The 16,366-nt window shown below is 71.8% G+C and carries 14 protein-coding genes; 7 read left to right on the top strand and 7 right to left on the bottom strand.

Translation table 11 applies throughout. The features are described from left to right. Positions 1-99: 99 nt before the first annotated feature. The 4 genes from ATL41_RS07095 to ATL41_RS07080 form a co-directional block, all read right to left on the bottom strand. A complete protein-coding gene (locus tag ATL41_RS07095; protein WP_098457852.1) occupies positions 100-717 on the bottom strand; it encodes a PadR family transcriptional regulator in 618 nt (205 codons plus the stop codon). A gap of 118 nt (positions 718-835) precedes the next feature. Further along, positions 836-1,816, bottom strand: a complete 981-nt coding sequence (locus ATL41_RS07090; RefSeq protein ID WP_169924510.1) for a DNA topoisomerase IB — start codon at positions 1,814-1,816, stop codon at positions 836-838. Between the two features lie 5 nt (positions 1,817-1,821). Then, positions 1,822-2,088, bottom strand: coding sequence for a DUF7218 family protein (locus ATL41_RS07085; RefSeq protein ID WP_098457850.1), 267 nt, complete (start codon positions 2,086-2,088; stop codon positions 1,822-1,824). A gap of 7 nt (positions 2,089-2,095) precedes the next feature. Continuing rightward, complete coding sequence (locus ATL41_RS07080; RefSeq protein WP_098457849.1) at positions 2,096-2,644, bottom strand: type 1 glutamine amidotransferase domain-containing protein; 549 nt, start codon at positions 2,642-2,644, stop codon at positions 2,096-2,098. 290 nt (positions 2,645-2,934) lie between these two features. Here ATL41_RS07080 and ATL41_RS07075 point away from each other — a divergent pair, with 290 nt between their 5' ends. Both ATL41_RS07075 and ATL41_RS07070 read left to right on the top strand, forming a co-directional pair. Further along, entirely contained in the window at positions 2,935-4,578 is a 1,644-nt protein-coding gene (locus ATL41_RS07075) for a methyl-accepting chemotaxis protein (RefSeq protein WP_098458974.1), read from the top strand. A gap of 104 nt (positions 4,579-4,682) precedes the next feature. Next, positions 4,683-6,278: an aspartate:alanine exchanger family transporter gene (locus ATL41_RS07070; protein ID WP_098457848.1), complete on the top strand. Its 1,596-nt coding sequence runs from the start codon at positions 4,683-4,685 to the stop codon at positions 6,276-6,278. Positions 6,279-6,299: 21 nt separating this feature from the next. Here ATL41_RS07070 and pnuC read toward each other — a convergent pair whose 3' ends face one another. Continuing rightward, the gene (gene pnuC / locus ATL41_RS07065) at positions 6,300-6,992 is read right to left on the bottom strand and encodes a nicotinamide riboside transporter PnuC (protein WP_098457847.1); all 693 of its coding nucleotides are present in this window, start codon (positions 6,990-6,992) and stop codon (positions 6,300-6,302) included. Between the two features lie 61 nt (positions 6,993-7,053). Between pnuC and ATL41_RS07060 the strand changes: the two genes are divergently transcribed. The 5 genes from ATL41_RS07060 to ATL41_RS07040 are packed head-to-tail and all read left to right on the top strand — an operon-like array spanning position 7,054 to position 13,676. Further along, on the top strand, positions 7,054-8,121 hold the full coding sequence (locus ATL41_RS07060; RefSeq protein ID WP_098457846.1) for a threonine aldolase family protein: 1,068 nt from the start codon (positions 7,054-7,056) through the stop codon (positions 8,119-8,121). A gap of 56 nt (positions 8,122-8,177) precedes the next feature. Next, positions 8,178-8,852, top strand: a complete 675-nt coding sequence (locus ATL41_RS07055; protein ID WP_219810370.1) for a TetR/AcrR family transcriptional regulator — start codon at positions 8,178-8,180, stop codon at positions 8,850-8,852. Positions 8,853-8,907: 55 nt separating this feature from the next. Continuing rightward, the gene (locus ATL41_RS07050; RefSeq protein WP_098457845.1) at positions 8,908-11,955 is read left to right on the top strand and encodes an efflux RND transporter permease subunit; all 3,048 of its coding nucleotides are present in this window, start codon (positions 8,908-8,910) and stop codon (positions 11,953-11,955) included. Between the two features lie 43 nt (positions 11,956-11,998). After that, on the top strand, positions 11,999-13,066 hold the full coding sequence (locus ATL41_RS07045) for a YihY/virulence factor BrkB family protein (RefSeq protein ID WP_098457844.1): 1,068 nt from the start codon (positions 11,999-12,001) through the stop codon (positions 13,064-13,066). Between the two features lie 43 nt (positions 13,067-13,109). Beyond that, the gene (locus tag ATL41_RS07040) at positions 13,110-13,676 is read left to right on the top strand and encodes a CDP-alcohol phosphatidyltransferase family protein (RefSeq protein WP_098457843.1); all 567 of its coding nucleotides are present in this window, start codon (positions 13,110-13,112) and stop codon (positions 13,674-13,676) included. A gap of 111 nt (positions 13,677-13,787) precedes the next feature. Here ATL41_RS07040 and ATL41_RS07035 read toward each other — a convergent pair whose 3' ends face one another. Continuing rightward, entirely contained in the window at positions 13,788-13,991 is a 204-nt protein-coding gene (locus tag ATL41_RS07035; protein WP_098457842.1) for a cold-shock protein, read from the bottom strand. 226 nt (positions 13,992-14,217) lie between these two features. Beyond that, entirely contained in the window at positions 14,218-16,332 is a 2,115-nt protein-coding gene (locus ATL41_RS07030; protein WP_219810369.1) for a thioredoxin domain-containing protein, read from the bottom strand. Positions 16,333-16,366: the final 34 nt, after the last annotated feature.

Genomic DNA, 16,366 nt, shown 5'->3' with positions numbered 1-16,366 from the left:
CGACAGCCGGACGGTCAGGCCGCGACGATGGATCGCCCGCATGCACACGTGGAGTGTGCGTGCGGGCGATCCGTGCGTGGAGGAGCGTGACGGGGACGGCTACTCGGCGAGGATCAGGTACAGCGCCCTGCGGACCTCGTCGAGCTTCTCGGTCGCGGCCGCGCGCTGCTCCTCGGTCGCGCTGTGGCGCAGCTGCTGGATCGCTCCGCGCAGCTTCGTGACGCTCTCGTGGAAGGCGACGTCGGTCGCGGACCGGCCGGGAGTCGCCGCCCAGGTGCGGGCGATCTGCTCGGCGTTCTCGGTGACGTAGGTGCGCCCGGCCTCGGAGAGCGTGTACTCGGTGCCGCGGCCTTCACCGGTCGTGTCGACGAGCCCCTCGTCGACGAGCTGCTGGAGCGTGGGGTAGACCGAGCCGGGGCTCGGCCGCCAGGCGTCGCCGGTACGGGTGGCGATGGCCTTGATCAGGCCGTAGCCGTTCGACGGCTCCTCAGAGAGGAGCGACAGGACGGCGAGGCGGACGTCGCCGCGACCGGCGCGCCGAGGGCCGCCGTGACGACGCGGGCCACTCGGGCCGCCCGGGCCGTACGGCCCCGGACCGAAGGGTCCTGGACCGTAGGGCCCTGGACCGAACTCGCCGTGGTGGCGGTGGCGCCGACGGCCGCGGCGCGGCTCGTCGGGGCTGGAGAAGTCTGGGGTGGTGTTGCGTGGGGTCCTCATGGGGCTCCCCCTCTCTGTCGTGCGCGGCGTCAATCTCGTGCCGCAGCGATACTTAACGATATATCGCTGACGGATCGGTGGTCAAGACCTCCAGGGAGACAGGTGCGAGTGCCCTGCCTCACTTCCCGCCACGCATGAGGGTCAGGTACGCGTTCGCGTCCCCACGCTTCAGGTCGATCAGCTCGTTCGCGTGGAAACGGTCGAGGATCGCCGGGTCGATGTAGCTGCTCTTCGCCACCGCGGGCGTGTTCCCCGGCAGCTCCGACGTCCGCACGACGGCGGCACGCACCGTCCGGTTCCGCTCCCGCTCGTCCGGCGACCAGCCGATCCGCGCGAGCTCGCGCGCCGCGATGATCGACCCGTGCAGCGTCCGGAAGTCCTTCGCCGTGCACGCCGTCCCGCTGATCTCCTGGATGTACCGGTTCACGTCCGACGCCCGCACCGGCCGCCACGAGCGCCCCTCGCGCCGCGCGAGCAGCCGCGCCCGCGGCGACCTGCGCTCGAGCGGCGACGCGACCGCCTCGGCCAGGTCGTCGTCGACCGTCCGCGTGTGCCACACCTGCCCGCTCTTGCCGCGGAACTCGAGCGTCACGACCCCCTCCTCGACCCGCACGTGCTGGCACAGCAATGTCGTCAGCCCGCGGTTGCCCGTCGCGGCCGTGTGCCGCTCGCTCCCGACGCGCAGGTGCGTCGAGTCCACGAGCCGGACGGCGACGGCGAGCGCCCGCTCGTACGTGCCCGGTTCCGCGCGCAGGTCGCGCGTCACCCGACGGCGCACCTGCGGCAGCCGCTCCGCGAGCTCGAGCTTGCGCGCGTGCTTCGCGCGGTCGTGCGCCTCGACCCACCTCGGGTGGTAGACGTACTGACGACGACCGGCGTCGTCGACCCCCGTCGCGAGGATGTGCGAGCGAGGGGCGGGCGCATACCAGACGTCGCGCCATGCGGGCGGCAGCACGAGCGCCTTGAGGCGCTCGACCACCTCGGGGTCGTCGATGCGGGCGCCGTCCTCGTCGAGGTAGACGAAGCCGCGCCCCGCGCGGCGGCGGGTGAACCCAGGTCCGGACGTGCGGGCCCGGACGAGGCCACGGACGCGGGGCACGGCCGTCAGTGGTTGCGCAGCAGGTCGACGAGCTCGGCCTTACGGAGCGACGAGTAGCCGCTCAGGCCCAGCTCCTTGGCGCGTGCGCGCAGCTCGGGGACCGTGCGGTCCTCGTAGCTCTCGGCGTCGCCGCCCTTCTGGCCGACCTTCGACCGACCCTGGGCGGCCGCGGCGTTGGAGATGCGTGCAGCCTTCTCCTTCGAGGCGCCGTCCTCACGCAGCGTCTCGTACAGCTCCGGGTCCTTGAGCGACCGGTTGCGCGACCTGGGCATGGCAGCCTCAGACCGTCTGGCCGGAGTGACGACCCTCGCTGATCTCCTCGACGACCTTGGCGTTGAACGCCGGAAGGTCGTCGGGCGTGCGGCTCGAGACGAGGCCCTGGTCGACGACGACCTCCTCGTCGACCCACGTCGCGCCCGCGTTGACGAGGTCCGTCCGCAGGCTCGGGTACGAGGTCAGGGTGCGGCCGCTCAGGACGTCCGCGTCCGCGAGGATCCAGGCGCCGTGGCAGATGACGCCGACAGGCTTGCCGTCCGCGAAGAACTGCCGGACGAACGCCACCGCCTTCTCGTCCGTGCGAACCGTGTCCGAGTTCACGACGCCGCCGGGAAGGACGAGCGCGTCGTACCGCGCGGGGTCGGCGTCCGACGTCGTGACGTCGACCGGGGCCTCGTGACCGTTCTTGCCCGTGATGGTGCCGCCCTCCGTCGAGATGAGCTCGGCGTCCGCGCCGTGCTCCGTGACGGCGTCCCAGGGGCTCGTCAGCTCGGAGTCCTCGAAGCCGTCCACGGCGACGAATGCGACCTTCTTGCCGGTGAGGTGTGACATGGTGCGCTCCTCTCTCGGTACGTGCGCCAACCGGGTCGGACGGCGTACCGACCATGGTGTGCACGCTCTTGCCGTCCTGCACGCCGAGAGGTTCCCGACGCGGTCGCCCGGACGGCCTGGTCGCCTCCCGGGCACGGGCCGTCCGAAACGTCCGAAGACGTAACACGATCGTTGCAGTTCAAGCGCTCAACTGCACCTGACCTCGGTCGATGCGCCTCGCAGGGTGTGTTTTCCACGTCACGCCCCGCCGACGGCAGGACGCCGCGGCCAGCCGATATGGGGGAGCCATGATGAGCGCAGCACCGTCCGACCAGCCCACCGCTGCGCCGGAGGTCGAGATGGTCTCCGCGCGCCGGCGCGGCCTGGCCCGCTCGATCGCCGTGCGCCTGCGCCTTCTCGCCGGGATCGGCGTCGCGGGAGTCGTCGTGATCGGTGCCCTCGCGATCGTGCTCATGGGCCAGCTCGCCGCGGACACGGACGAGGTCGCGGCGGCCAACACAGACCTCACGCGCCCGCTCAACCTTCTCCACCAGAACCAGATCAAGGGCCGCCTCATCGTCGCGCAGGTCGCCGCGTCCGGGACCCCCGAGGCCCAGCAGGACTGGCTCGAGAAGCTCGAGGTCAACGATGCGGAGATCGACGAGTCGATCAGGCTCCTCGACCTCCAGCTCGAGGGTGTCTCGGCAGGCTGGTCCGAGTTCAAGAACTACTACAAGACGTACGTGGACGTCCGTGACATGCGCATGATGCCTGTCGCGCTCCACGGGACCGACGAGGAGTACACGCTCTTCCTCACCAAGACGATGCAGCCGCTGATCGACGCGTACGTCGCGGGCCTCGACGCCGTCGCCGAGGAGATCGGGGAGCACGTCGAGTCGATCGCCGAGGGCGCGCAGAACGACGCGAACCGGTCCACGAGCATCGCGATCGTCGTCATCGTCGTCGTCGCTGTCCTGCTGGTCCTGATCGCGGTGCGCGTCGTGCGCTCCGTGCGGCGCTCGATCGCCGGCCTGCGCGCCGCGATCGAGGCGATGGCCGACGGCGACCTCACCGTCGAGGCGGACGAGAGCACGGGCGACGAGCTCGGCGAGACGGCCGAGCGCCTCAACGTCGCGCGCCGGTCGCTCGCGGAGATCCTCGCGGGCGTCGGCGAGACGACCGTGACGGTCGCGTCCGCCGTCGAGGAGCTCGGTGCGTCGGGCGAGCAGGTCGCCGCAGGCGCCCAGGAGTCGTCGACGCAGGCCGGCGTCGTCGCCGCCGCGGCCGAGCAGGTCAGCCGGAACGTCCAGGCGGCCGCGGCGGGTGCCGAGCAGATGGGCGCCTCCATCCGTGAGATCGCGCAGAACGCCTCCGAGGCCGCGCGCGTGGCAGCGCGGGCGACGGACGTCGCCGAGAACACGAGCGCGACCGTCGCGCGCCTTGGCGAGTCGAGCCAGGAGATCAGCACCGTCGTGCGCGCGATCACGCAGATCGCGGAGCAGACGAACCTCCTCGCGCTCAACGCGACGATCGAGGCTGCGCGTGCGGGCGAGGCGGGCAAGGGCTTCGCCGTCGTCGCCTCCGAGGTCAAGGACCTCGCCCAGGAGACCGCTCGCGCGACCGAGGATATCGCCCGCAAGGTCGAGGCCATCCAGGCGGACACGGACGGCGCGATCAACGCGATCGGGGAGATCACCTCGATCGTGTCGTCGATCAACGACTTCCAGCTGACGATCGCCTCCGCGGTCGAGGAGCAGACCGCGACGACGAACGAGATGGGCCGCTCGGTCGTCGAGGCCGCGACCGGCTCCGCCGAGATCGCCCAGAACATCACGGGCGTCGCGACGGCCTCCGAGCAGTCGAGTGCGACGGTCGCGCAGATGACGAGCGCGACCCAGGAGCTCGCCCGTATGTCGTCCGAGCTGCGCGACAAGGTGATGCAGTTCCGCTACTGAGCGGTCGCCCTGCGGGACCCTGAGCGGGCCATGGGTCCCATGTGGAGAGGCTCCGCCGGGTGTGGGGTGGAGCGGGGGTCCTTCCGCTCAGGGTGAGGTGTCACGTGTCTGGTGTGCTGGAGCTGCTCGCAGAGCACCCGGTTCTGCTCCTGTTCCTCGTCGTCGGTCTCGGCGCTGCCGTCGGCCACGTCACCGTCAAGGGCGTGGGCCTCGGCGCGGCCGCGGTGCTGTTCCTGGCCCTCGTCGTCGGCGGTGTCGGCAAGGCGCAGGGCGTCGAGCTCACCGTGCCGCCCGCCTTCGGCACCCTCGGCCTGACGCTCTTCACCTTCACGGTCGGCGTCGTCTCGGGAGCCGAGTTCTTCGCGTCGCTGCGCAAGAGCCTGAGGCTCATCGCGTCGATGATGGGCGTCCTGTGCGCGGGTGCTCTCGTCGCCGTCGGGCTCGGCACGGTGCTCGACCTGTCCCCCGCGACCGTCGCCGGCACGTTCGCGGGCGCCGTGACCAACACCCCCGCGCTCGCCGCGGCGCGCGACGCGGCCGGCGACCAGACCGCCCCGACCGTCGGCTACGCCGTCGCGTACGTCTTCGGCGTCGTCGGCATGCTCGTCGTCGCGATGCTCGTGCTGCGCGGGCGCAGCGCCGACACGGACGCCCCGCCGCCGCTCGTCGAGCGGGCGGTGCGCGTCGAGACGGCGACGGGCCAGTCCCTGCGCGAGCTCACTGAGCTGTTCGGCGGTCAGATATCTTTCGCCCGTCTGCGCAGCGGCTCCGAGGATGCGCCGCCCCGCGCGGCCGGCACCGAGGACGTGCTGGTCAAGGACGACGTCGTGACGGTCGTCGGGCCGGAAGGGCTCGTCAACAAGATCACGACGATGCTCGGCCACACGTCGTCGCACCACCTCGCGCGGGACACCCGCTACCTCGCGATGCGGCGTGTCACGGTCTCCAACCCTCGGGTCGCCGGTCGCACGCTGCGCGAGCTCGACCTGCAGCACCAGTACGAGGCGAGCGTGACGCGCCTGCGACGGGGCGACGTCGACGCCGTCGCGCACGAGGACCAGGTGCTCCAGCTCGGCGACCGCATCCGGGTGATCGCGCCGCGCGGCGTCATGGACAAGGTCACCGAGCTGTTCGGGGACTCGGCTCGCGGCTTCTCGGACATCAACCCCGTCGCCCTCGGCGTGGGGATGTCGCTCGGCGTGCTGCTCGGCCTCGTCGTCCTGCCGATCCCCGGCCAGCACGTCACGATCGGCGCCGCGGCGGGCACGCTCGTCGTCGGGCTCGTGCTCGGACGGATCGGCCGGGTGGGGCCGGTCGTCACGACGATGCCGTTCACGGCAGCGCAGACCCTGTCCGAGCTGGGCCTGCTCGTGTTCCTCGCGCAGGCCGGCCTGGTCGCGGGCGGGCAGATCGCGCCCGCCTTCGCGTCGGGCGAGTGGATCCGCATCGCCGCGCTCGGCGCGGCCGTCACGACCGTCGTCGCGCTCGGGCTGTGGAGCGTGATGCGCCGCTTGTTCAAGGTGGGCGGCACGTCGCTCTCCGGCATGCTCGCCGGCACGCAGACGCAGCCAGCCGTGCTCGCGTTCGCCAACCACCGCACCGGATTCGACTCGCGCGTCGCCCTCGGCTACGCGCTCGTCTACCCGGCCGCGATGATCACGAAGATCGTCCTCGGCGGCGTGCTCGGCTCGCTCGCGTAGCCGGGGCCTGCCTGGCCGCGGTCAGCTCGCGGGCAGTGTGCGCGACGCGCGCCACCAGACGAAGAACCCGGTGAGGGTGAAGGCGCCGTAGAACACGTACATCGACGCGGTCGCCCAGTAGCCGGCCGACAGCAGCAGCGGCACGCCGACGAGGTCGACCGCGACCCACACGAGCCAGAACTCGACCCAGCCGCGGGCCATCCCGTACGTCGCTAGCACGGAGCCGACGAAGATCCACGCGTCGGCCCACACGGGCTCGTAGGAACCGAGCGCGCGGAAGATCGGCGTGAGGACGAGCGTCCCGGCGACGGCGGCGACGACGAGGAACGCCCGCTGACGGCCGTTCGCCCAGCGCGGCAGGATCTGCCCGTCCGACGTCGCGTCGACGGTCGCGTCCGACGCGGCCGCCGTCCGGGCGGCCGTGCGCGCCGCGCGCCACGTCGTCCACCCGTACACGGACACGATGACGAACATGACCTGCCGCCCGGCCTGCCCGAGGAGGTTGGTCGCGTCGGGCGTGCCGAAGACGGCGCCGAGGAAGACCGTGAACAGCAGGACGTTGCCGACGATGCCCACGGGCCACGCCCACACGCGGCGGCGCATGCCGCCGAGCGCGGAGGCCAGGCCGAAGAGGTTGCCGACGACCTCGCGCCACAGCACGACCTGGTCGCCGACGGTGAACGTGGCGTCGAACAGCCACGAGAAGAAGCTCACGCGTTCGCTCCAGTCGCGTCGGGGGTCTCAGGATAGATCTGCGCGGTGCTTCACTGGTGCGATGACGATCAGCCTCGGCTCCGACAACCACGCCGGGATCCACCCTGAGGTGCTCGCCGCGATCGCGGAGGTGAACGTCGGCCGAGCGCCCGCGTACGGCGACGACCCGTGGACGGCGCGCCTCGAGGAGGTGCTTCGCGGCCACCTCGGCGAGACGGCGCGCGCCTTCCCTGTGCTCACGGGCACGGGAGCGAACGTCCTCGGTCTCTCGGCGGCGGTGCCGCGCTGGGGTGCGGTCGTGTGCGCCCGCACGGCGCACGTCATGGGGGACGAGGGTGGCGCGCCGGAGAAGTTCGCGGGGCTCAAGCTGCTGCCCGTGGACGCGCCTGACGGCCGCCTGACGCCGGAGCTCGTGGCCCCGCTGCTCGAGGGGCGTGACGACGTGCACCGCGCCGAGCCTGCGGTCGTCTCGATCACGCAGGCGACCGAGCTGGGCACGCTCTACACGCCCGAGCAGGTCGCCGAGCTCGCGGCGCAGGCGCACGAGCATGGGCTGCTGCTGCACGTCGACGGCGCGCGGATCGCTAACGCGGCCGCAGCGCTCGACCTGCCGTTGCGCGCGCTGACGACCGACGTCGGCGTGGACCTGCTGTCGCTCGGTGGGACGAAGAACGGGGCGCTCGCGGCGGAGGCCGTCGTCGTGCTCGACGCATCGACCGCGCGCGGCGCGCAGGTAGCCGAAGGGGTGCGGCGGCTCCGGATGAGCGGGATGCAGCTCGCGAGCAAGTCGCGGTTCGTCGCGGCGCAGCTCCTCGCGCTCTTCGACGGCGACCTGTGGCTGCGCAACGCGCGCGCCGCGAACGCGGCTGCGGCGAGGTTGCGCGCGGGGATCGACGAGCGGGTCGCCGCGGGCCTGCTGCCCGGCGTCGTGCCCGCGTACGCGACCGACGTGAACGGGGTTTTCGTCGAGCTGCCCGAGCGGGTCGCGGCTGCGCTACGACCCGGCTTCGTGTTCTACGACTGGCCGGGGGAGCCCGGCGTCGTGCGCCTGATGTGCGGCTTCGACGCGACCGAGGACGACGTGGACGGGTTCCTCGAGGCGCTGACCGTGGCGGCCCGGGACGCCTGAACGTTTCCCTATGGGCAACTTTGCCCATAGGGAAACGAGCGTCGTATGCTCGCGCGGTGATCGCACCCACCGTGAGGGGCCTGCGCGAGGCCAAGAAGCGCGCCACCGCGCGCGAGCTCGCCGTCGCCGCCTACACGCTCGTGCGCGAGCGCGGGTACGACGCCGTCACGATCGACGACATCGCGGCGGAGGCCGGCTATTCGCGCCGCACGTTCGCCAACCACTACGCGAGCAAGCCCGAGGCCGTCGTCGACGGCTTCCTCGCCCACGCCACCGTCCTCAGCGACCTCGACCCGACCGTCGTCCCCACGTCGTTCGACGGCGTCATCGACGCCTCCGAGGCCTACGTCCTCGGCATCATCAACGGCCCCGTGCTCGACGACGTCCGCGCCCTCGCCCTCATCGCGCACGAGCACCCCGTCCTCGAGTCGACCGCCCACGCACGCATGCAGGCCTACCGCGCCGCGCTCGCCAAGGATGCGCTCGGCGAGCGCTTCGGCAGCGTGCGCGTCCACCTCTTCGTCGGCGCGGTCATCGGGCTGCTGTCCGGGGCGCTCCACGTCGTCGTCGCGGACGGGGTCGAGAGCCTCGGCTGTCTCGTGACCGGCGCGGACCCGGCGCCGGTTCCGCCTGCCGTGACCCCAGAGCTGCGCGCACAGCTCAGCACGCTCGTCGCCGAGGCGTTCACGCACCTGCGGCACGGCTTCGCCGAACGCCCGACCAGCGCCTGACCCACACACCCCGACCGGACCACGCAGACCGCCCCCACCACAGAACAGGCACCCCGTGCACAACCTCTCCCTCTTCAGCCTCAAGAACCGAGCGCTCATCGCGCTCGTCACGGTGGTCGTCGCCGTCTTCGGCGGTCTCGCGTTCACCTCCCTCAAGCAGGAGCTCATCCCGTCGATCGAGGTGCCGCAGCTCGCGGTCCTCACCGCGCACCCCGGCGCGTCCGTGGAGGTCGTCGCCTCCGACGTCACGACGCCCGTCGAGAAGGCGCTCCAGACCGTCCCGGGCCTCCTCGGCACGACGTCCACGTCGTCGACCGGCATGTCCGTCGTCCTCGCCGAGTTCGAGTTCGGCACCGAGACGGCCAAGGTCGAGCAGAAGATGAATCAGGCCCTCGGCCGGATCAGCTCGTTCCTCCCGGAGAACGTCGACCCGAGCGTGCTCGCGATCAGCCTCGACGACTTCCCGGTCATCCAGGTCGCCGTCTCCTCCGACGACCCGGGAAGCCTCGCCGGGCGGCTCGCGGACGTCGTCGTCCCCGAGCTCGAGCGGCTCGACGGCGTCGCCGCCGCGAGCATCGTCGGTGCCCCGGGCCCGCGCATCTCGGTCACCCCGCGCTTCGAGGACATGGCGGAGAACGGCGTGTCCGCGCAGCAGGTAGCGACGGTACTCGCGCAGAACGGCGTGCTCGTCCCCGCCGGCACGATCGACGATGACGGCTCGTCCATGGCGGTCCAGGTCGGCCAGCGCCTCTCGTCGGTCGAGGACGTCGCGACCATCCCGGTCGGTGCGGTCACGCTCGAGGACGTCGCCGACGTCGAGATGACGACGGACCCGACGACGTCCTACTCGCTCGTCGACGGCAAGGAGGCGCTGACCCTCTCCGTGACGAAGCTGCCCGACGCAAACACGGTCGAGGTCTCGCACGCCGTCCGCGACGCGCTCCCGGGCCTCGAGGAGATGGTCGCGGGCGCGACCTTCTCCGTCCTCGTCGACCAGGCCCCGTTCATCGAGGAGTCGATCAACAGCCTCGCGTCGGAGGGCCTGCTCGGCCTCGTCATGGCTGTCATCGTCATCCTCGCGTTCCTGCGCTCGGGCCGAGCGACCCTCGTCACGGCCGTGTCGATCCCGGTCTCGCTGCTCGTCGCGTTCGTCGGCATGCAGGCCGCGGGCTACACGCTCAACATCCTGTCCCTCGGTGGCCTGACGATCGCGATCGGCCGCATCGTCGACGACTCGATCGTCGTCATCGAGAACGTCGAGCGGCACATGCGCTACGGCAAGACGCGCCGCGCGACGATCGTCGACGCCGTGCGTGAGGTGGCGGGCGCGATCACCGCCTCGACCGTCACGACCGTCGCCGTCTTCCTGCCGATCGCGCTCGTCGGCGGCATGGCGGGCGTGCTGTTCCGCCCGTTCGCGTTCACCGTGGCCATCGCGATGGGCGCGTCGCTGCTCGTCGCGCTGACGATCGTCCCCGTGCTCGCGTACTGGATCCTGAAGTGGAAGGGCCACGGCACGAGCGAGGACGAGACGACCGCCGCCGACGACCTGAGCGACACCGCCGAGGCCACCGGCCTGATCCAGCGCAGCTACGGCCGCCTGCTCACGTGGGTCCTGTCGCACCGCTGGGTCACGGTCGGCATCGCCGTCGTCGTCCTCGTCGGGACGGGCGCGCTCACGCCGCTCATGAAGACGAGCTTCCTCGGCGACATGTCGCAGAACTCGCTCGGCATCACGCAGGCCGTCGCGCCGGGCACGGCGCTCGACGACCAGCTCGAGCAGGCCCGCGAGGTCGACGAGGCGCTGCGCGCGGTCGACGGCGTCGAGCTCGTCGCCGCGACGATCGGCTCGACCGAGAGCTCGGCGCTCCTCTCGGGCGGCAACGAGTCGATCTCGTGGTCGCTCACGACGGACGCCGACGGCGACCAGGCCCGGATCCAGGAGGACGTGCGTGCCGCGATCACGGCGATCGTCCCCGAGGAGGACGTGACCATCTCGCAGCTCGCGGGCATGGGCATGAGCTCCGACGTCGAGATCGCGGTCCGCGGCGCTGAGGCGGCCGACGTCGCGGCGGCGACTGAGACGATCGCGGAGGCGATGCGTCCCCTCGACGAGGTCGAGCAGGTCGCGACGTCGCTCACGACGGCGCGCCCGACCGTGTCGGTCGTGCTCGACCGCGCGCTCCTCGCCCAGATGGGCACGAGCGAGGCGCAGGTCTCGCAGGCGATCGCCGGCATGATCACGCCGCAGCAGATCGGCGCGGTGACGATCGACGGCTCGTCCGTGAGCGTCTACCTCACGCCGACGGACCCGCCCGCGTCGGTCGACGCGATCCGCGACCTCGCGATCGACCCGTCCGGCGTCACGGTCGACGACGTCGCCGAGGTGAAGGTCGAGGACGGCCCGGTCGCGATCACGACGTCGAACGGCGTGCGCAACCAGCTCGTCACCGTCACGCCGCTCACGGACGACCTGGGCCAGACGGCCTCGGTCGTCGGTGACACGCTCGACACGATCGACCTGCCCGACGGCGTCACGGCGGAGATCGGCGGCGTCACCGCCGAGCAGAACGAGGCGTTCTCCCAGCTGGGGCTCGCGATGCTCGTCGCGATCCTCATCGTGTACGTCGTCATGGTCGCGACCTTCCGGTCGCTCCTGCACCCGTTCCTGCTGCTGGTCTCGATCCCGTTCGCCGCGACCGGCGCGGTGCTGCTCCAGGTGGCGACGGGCGTCGCGCTCGGAGTCCCGTCCCTCATCGGCGTGCTGATGCTCATCGGCATCGTCGTGACCAACGCGATCGTGCTGATCGACCTCGTCAAGCAGTATCGCGACCGCGGCGTACCGATGACCGAGGCGCTGCACCGCGGATCGGTCCACCGCGTCCAGCCGATCCTCATGACGGCGTTCGCGACGATCCTCGCGCTCGCCCCGATGGCGATCGGCATCACGGGGCACGGCGGGTTCATCTCGCAGCCGCTCGCGATCGTCGTGATCGGCGGTCTGTTCTCGTCGACGCTCATGACGCTGCTCGTGCTGCCGGCGCTCTACCACCTGGTCGAGTCGATCGGCTCGCGCGGCGCCACGCGCACGCAGGACGTCTGACTCTCGGCGTGCGGGGCCTCGGGCGCGCGGTGATGATCGTGGGATGACGCAGAGCACCGAGGCCACGCCCGCTGACGAGACCCGAGACGTCCCTGCGCGCCGGGAGGACGACTCGGACGTGTCGCGCCGGACGACCGTGCGGTACGCCGTCGTGCGTGCCGTGCGCGAGTTCATGTCGGACCAGTGCACCGACCTCGCGGCGGCGCTCGTGTACTACTCGGTGCTCGCGATAGTCCCCGCGATCGTCGCGCTCGTGTCGATCCTCGGTGTGCTCGCGGACCCGCAGTCGGTGCTCGACGACCTGTTCAAGGTGCTCGAGGACCTCGGCTCGGGCGAGGCCGTCGAGACGCTGCGCCCGGTCCTCGAAGGGATCGCGAGCTCGTCCGCGGCAGGCTGGGGCCTCGTCCTCGGCCTCGTGACCGCCCTGTGGTCGGCATCCGCGTACGTCACCGCGTTCTCGCGTGCGGCGAACCGCGTGTACGGCGTCGAGGAGGGGCGGCCCGTGTGGAAGCTCCGCCCGATCATGTACGGCGTGACTCTCGCGCTGCTCGTCATGGTCGCGCTCATCGCGGTCACGCTCGTGGCGTCGGGCGACGTCGTGCGCGCCGTCGGCGGGCTCGTCGGCGAGGCCGACACGCTCGCGACCGTGTGGTCCGTGCTGCGCTGGCCGGTCGTCGCCGCCCTCGCGGTCCTCGTCGTCGCGATGCTCTACCTCGCGACGCCGAACGTGCGCCACGAGAAGCGGCGCTGGATCTCGCCCGGCGCCGCGACCGCGATCGTCGTGTGGGTCCTGGCGAGCGCGGCCTTCGGGCTCTACGTCTCCAACTTCGCGAGCTACGACGCGACGTACGGGGCGCTCGCCGGCTTCGTCGTCTTCCTCCTCGCGCTGTGGATCGGCAACCTCGCGCTGTTGTTCGGAATCGAGCTGGACGTCGAGCTGCGGCGCGCCCGCCAGCTCCGGCTCGGGCTGCCAGCGGAGCGCGACGTGATCGTGCGGTTGCGGGACACGCGTGCCATCCGGAAGCGCGCCGAGAAGGAGCGCGAGATGCAGCAGGAGGGCGCCGAGATCGCGCAGGAGAGCGCCGACGAGAGCAGGCCGTCCGACTCCTGACGTCCCGCCGGGGCAAGCGGGCCGGGAGGCATAGGCTTGGCTCGTGACCATCCCCAACATCATCACGATCGTCCGTCTGGTCGTGCTGACTCCCCTGTTCGTGGTGCTCGCGGTGCAGGGACGGGTCACGGCCGCTGTCGTCGCCCTCGCGGTCCTCGGCATCACCGACTGGGCTGACGGCTTCATCGCGCGCCGCTGGAACCAGGTGTCCGAGCTCGGCAAGACGCTCGACCCGCTCGCAGACCGGCTCGGGATGGGCGCGGTCATCATCACGCTCGCTGTCACCGGCAACGCGCCCTGGTGGATGCTCGCCCTCGTCGTCGTCCCCGACGTCATCCTCGCGGGCGGGATGCTCTTCCTCCTCGCGACGAAGCGGTTCCCGCTGCCCGAGCTCGAGGTGAACTTCCTCGGCAAGGCGCGCACCGCGCTCCTCATGGTGGGCCTGCCGCTGCTCCTGCTCGCGTCGTCCGACCAGGGCGGGCCGCTGTGGACGGTCGCATATCTCATCAGCGCCGCCGGGTGCTTCGGCCACGCGGCGGCAGCGACGTCGTACGCGTGGCAGGCGTGGCACCTCGTCTACCGCCCGGCGAAGTCCCCCGCCGCCGACTGAGGGACGCGGCCCGTCCTGCCCGACGGCGCACCTCCCCCCGACAAAGACGAACGCCCCCGGTCCGTGGGACCGGGGGCGTTCGTACGTTCCGTCAGAAGACGGTCCGCGAGATCACAGCGGGCGGATGTTCTCCGCCTGCGGGCCCTTCGGGCCCTGCGTGACGTCGAACTCGACCTTCTGGTTCTCGTCCAGCGAGCGGTAGCCGCTCGTCTGGATGGCCGAGTAGTGGGCGAACACGTCAGCGCTGCCGTCCTCGGGGGCGATGAAGCCGAAGCCCTTCTCAGCGTTGAACCACTTCACGGTTCCAACAGTCATTCCAAAACTCCTTCAGAGTGCTCGGACGGCCCCGCCCTTCGGGGCCCTTCCGTCGCGGTGTTCGGCGTCCACTCCTGAGGATCAAGATCGCAATGGAATGACCATTGCAGTGAAGACGAGCGAGGCACAGCAACTACCTCGGCATACTAGAGGCAAGATCACACGTTGCGCGAGACGTCGTGGGCACTTTTACCGGGATGTGATCACCGGTAGGGGCTTCCGCCCGCTACCCCCCGGGCTGCTCGTCCGCGAGGTACGCGGCCAGCGCCGCCGCCGACGTGATGGGCAACGAGCACGACGAGCCGCGGCACACGTACGCCGTCGGCTCACCGCCGATGGCAGGGCGGCCCGCAAGCGAGGGCACGGGCCCGTCCGGGTTCCCGACGACGATGACCAGGCCGGGCGCGTGCGCGGCCCACGCGGCGAGCGCGAGGGGTCCCGCGGCGAGCTCGCGCGGGTCGTCATCGCCGACGATCACCACCTCGCGCGGCCCGTCGAGCAAGGACTCCGCGACAGCGAGGCCCCACCCGGCGAAGCGCGGAGCGCCCGTCGCGAGGGCGCGGTAGGGCGCGAGCGCGGCGTCGGCCGCCACCCGGTAACCGAGGTCGCCGGTCATGGTCCCGAGCCGCACGAGCGCGCCGGCAAGAGCAGAGCGGCCGGACGGGCTCGCGTTGTCGGTCGGGTCGCCCGCGCGGACGAACAAGGGCGGTCCCTCGACGTCGGCTGCCGAGTCGTAGACGTGCCGCCCGTCGACGAACAGGTCGAGTGCTGACTCGACGAGCGACTGCGCGGTCGTGAACCACCGGGCCTCGCCCGTCGCGGCGAAGAGGGTGAGCAGGCCGTCGGCGAGCAGCGCGTAGTCCTCGAGCGAGCCGTCGGCGTCGGCGAGCCGGTCGCCGAGGGACGCGCGGCGCAGCCGCCCGTCGCGCAGGTGGTGCGAGACGACGTGGTCCGCGACCGCCTCGGCGACCTCGACGAGGTGGGGCGCGTCGAGGACACGGCCCGCCTCCGCGAAGGACGAGATCGCGAGGCCGTTCCAGGCGGTGACGATCTTCTCGTCCCGCCCTGGCGGCGTGCGCTGCGCACGGGCGGCGCGCAGGACGGGCCGCAGCCGCGCCCACCGGGCGCCGCGGTCGGCGTCGACGATCTCGGGCTCCTCGCCGGGCGGGGGAGCGGACGCGAACGCCTCGGGGTGCAGCCGCAGGACGGACGCCCCCTCCTCGAACGTGCCCGCCGCGGTCACGCCGCACGTGCGCGCGACCCACGCGGCGTCGTCGGGCTCGGGCGTGCTGGCGAGGGCCTCCGCGACCTGCTCCGGCGTCCACACGTAGTAGCGGCCTTCGACGCCCTCCGTGTCCGCGTCGAGGGAGGCCGCGAAGCCGCCGCTCGCGAGCATCTCCCGGGTCATGAACCCGGCGGTCTCGAGGGCGACGCGCCGTGCCCACACGTCGCCGGTCGCGCGCCACAGGCGGGCGTACACGCCCACGAGCTGGGCGTTGTCGTAGAGCATCTTCTCGAAGTGCGGCACGGTCCACGTCGCGTCGACCGAGTAGCGGGCGAAGCCGCCGCCGAGCTGGTCGTACAGCCCGCCCGACGCCATCGCCGCGGCCGTCGCGCGGACGGTGGCGAGCGCGACCGGGTCGCCCGTGCGGGCGTGGTGGCGCAGGAGGTGCTCGAGCGTCATCGACGGCGGGAACTTCGGCGCGTCGCCGAACCCGCCGTTCTGGTCGTCGCGTTCCGTGACGAGCACGGTCACCGCACCCGCGAGCTCCGAGGCCGACGGCGACACGGTCCCGCCGTCGACGCCGACCGGCATCGCATACGCGCCGCCCTCCTGCTCGGCCCCGGCCCGCAGGTACTCGACGAGCGATGCCGCCTGCCGCTCGACGTCGTCCCGACGCTCGACCCACGACTCTCTGACCGCGGCGAGGACCTGCCGGAACGACGGGACGCCTCGCACAGGCACCGGCGGGAAGTACGTGCCCGCGTGGAACGGATCGCCGTCCGGGGTGAGGAAGACCGTCATGGGCCATCCGCCCTGACGGGTGAGCGCGACGAGCGCGGCCATGTGCACCGCATCGACGTCGGGCCGTTCCTCCCGGTCGACCTTGATGCAGACGAAGCCCTCGTTCATCTGCGCGGCGGTCTCTGCGTCCTCGAAGGACTCGTGCGCCATGACGTGGCACCAGTGGCAGGCGGCGTAGCCGACGGACAGGAGGACGGGGACGTCGCGACGGCGTGCCTCCGCGAACGCCTCGTCAGACCACTCCCACCAGTCGACGGGGTTGTCGGCGTGCTGGCGCAGGTAGGGGGAGAGTGCAGACGCGAGACGGTTGGGCACGGCAGCCTCCATTGCTGGTCGTCTCCTCATTCTT

This window comes from Flavimobilis soli, assembly GCF_002564025.1.
Taxonomy (GTDB): Bacteria; Actinomycetota; Actinomycetes; order Actinomycetales; family Cellulomonadaceae; genus Flavimobilis; species Flavimobilis soli.
The sequence above is the reverse complement of the archived record's forward strand: the minus strand, read 5'-3'. Positions and strand labels throughout refer to the sequence as shown.

Coding starts and splice junctions, on each gene's coding strand:
- ATL41_RS07095 (WP_098457852.1), bottom strand. CDS start 717: ATGAGGACCCCACGCAACACCACCCCAGACTTCTCCAGCCCCGACGAG.
- ATL41_RS07085 (WP_098457850.1), bottom strand. CDS start 2,088: ATGCCCAGGTCGCGCAACCGGTCGCTCAAGGACCCGGAGCTGTACGAG.
- ATL41_RS07080 (WP_098457849.1), bottom strand. CDS start 2,644: ATGTCACACCTCACCGGCAAGAAGGTCGCATTCGTCGCCGTGGACGGC.
- ATL41_RS07075 (WP_098458974.1), top strand. CDS start 2,935: ATGAGCGCAGCACCGTCCGACCAGCCCACCGCTGCGCCGGAGGTCGAG.
- ATL41_RS07060 (WP_098457846.1), top strand. CDS start 7,054: ATGACGATCAGCCTCGGCTCCGACAACCACGCCGGGATCCACCCTGAG.
- ATL41_RS07045 (WP_098457844.1), top strand. CDS start 11,999: ATGACGCAGAGCACCGAGGCCACGCCCGCTGACGAGACCCGAGACGTC.
- ATL41_RS07035 (WP_098457842.1), bottom strand. CDS start 13,991: ATGACTGTTGGAACCGTGAAGTGGTTCAACGCTGAGAAGGGCTTCGGC.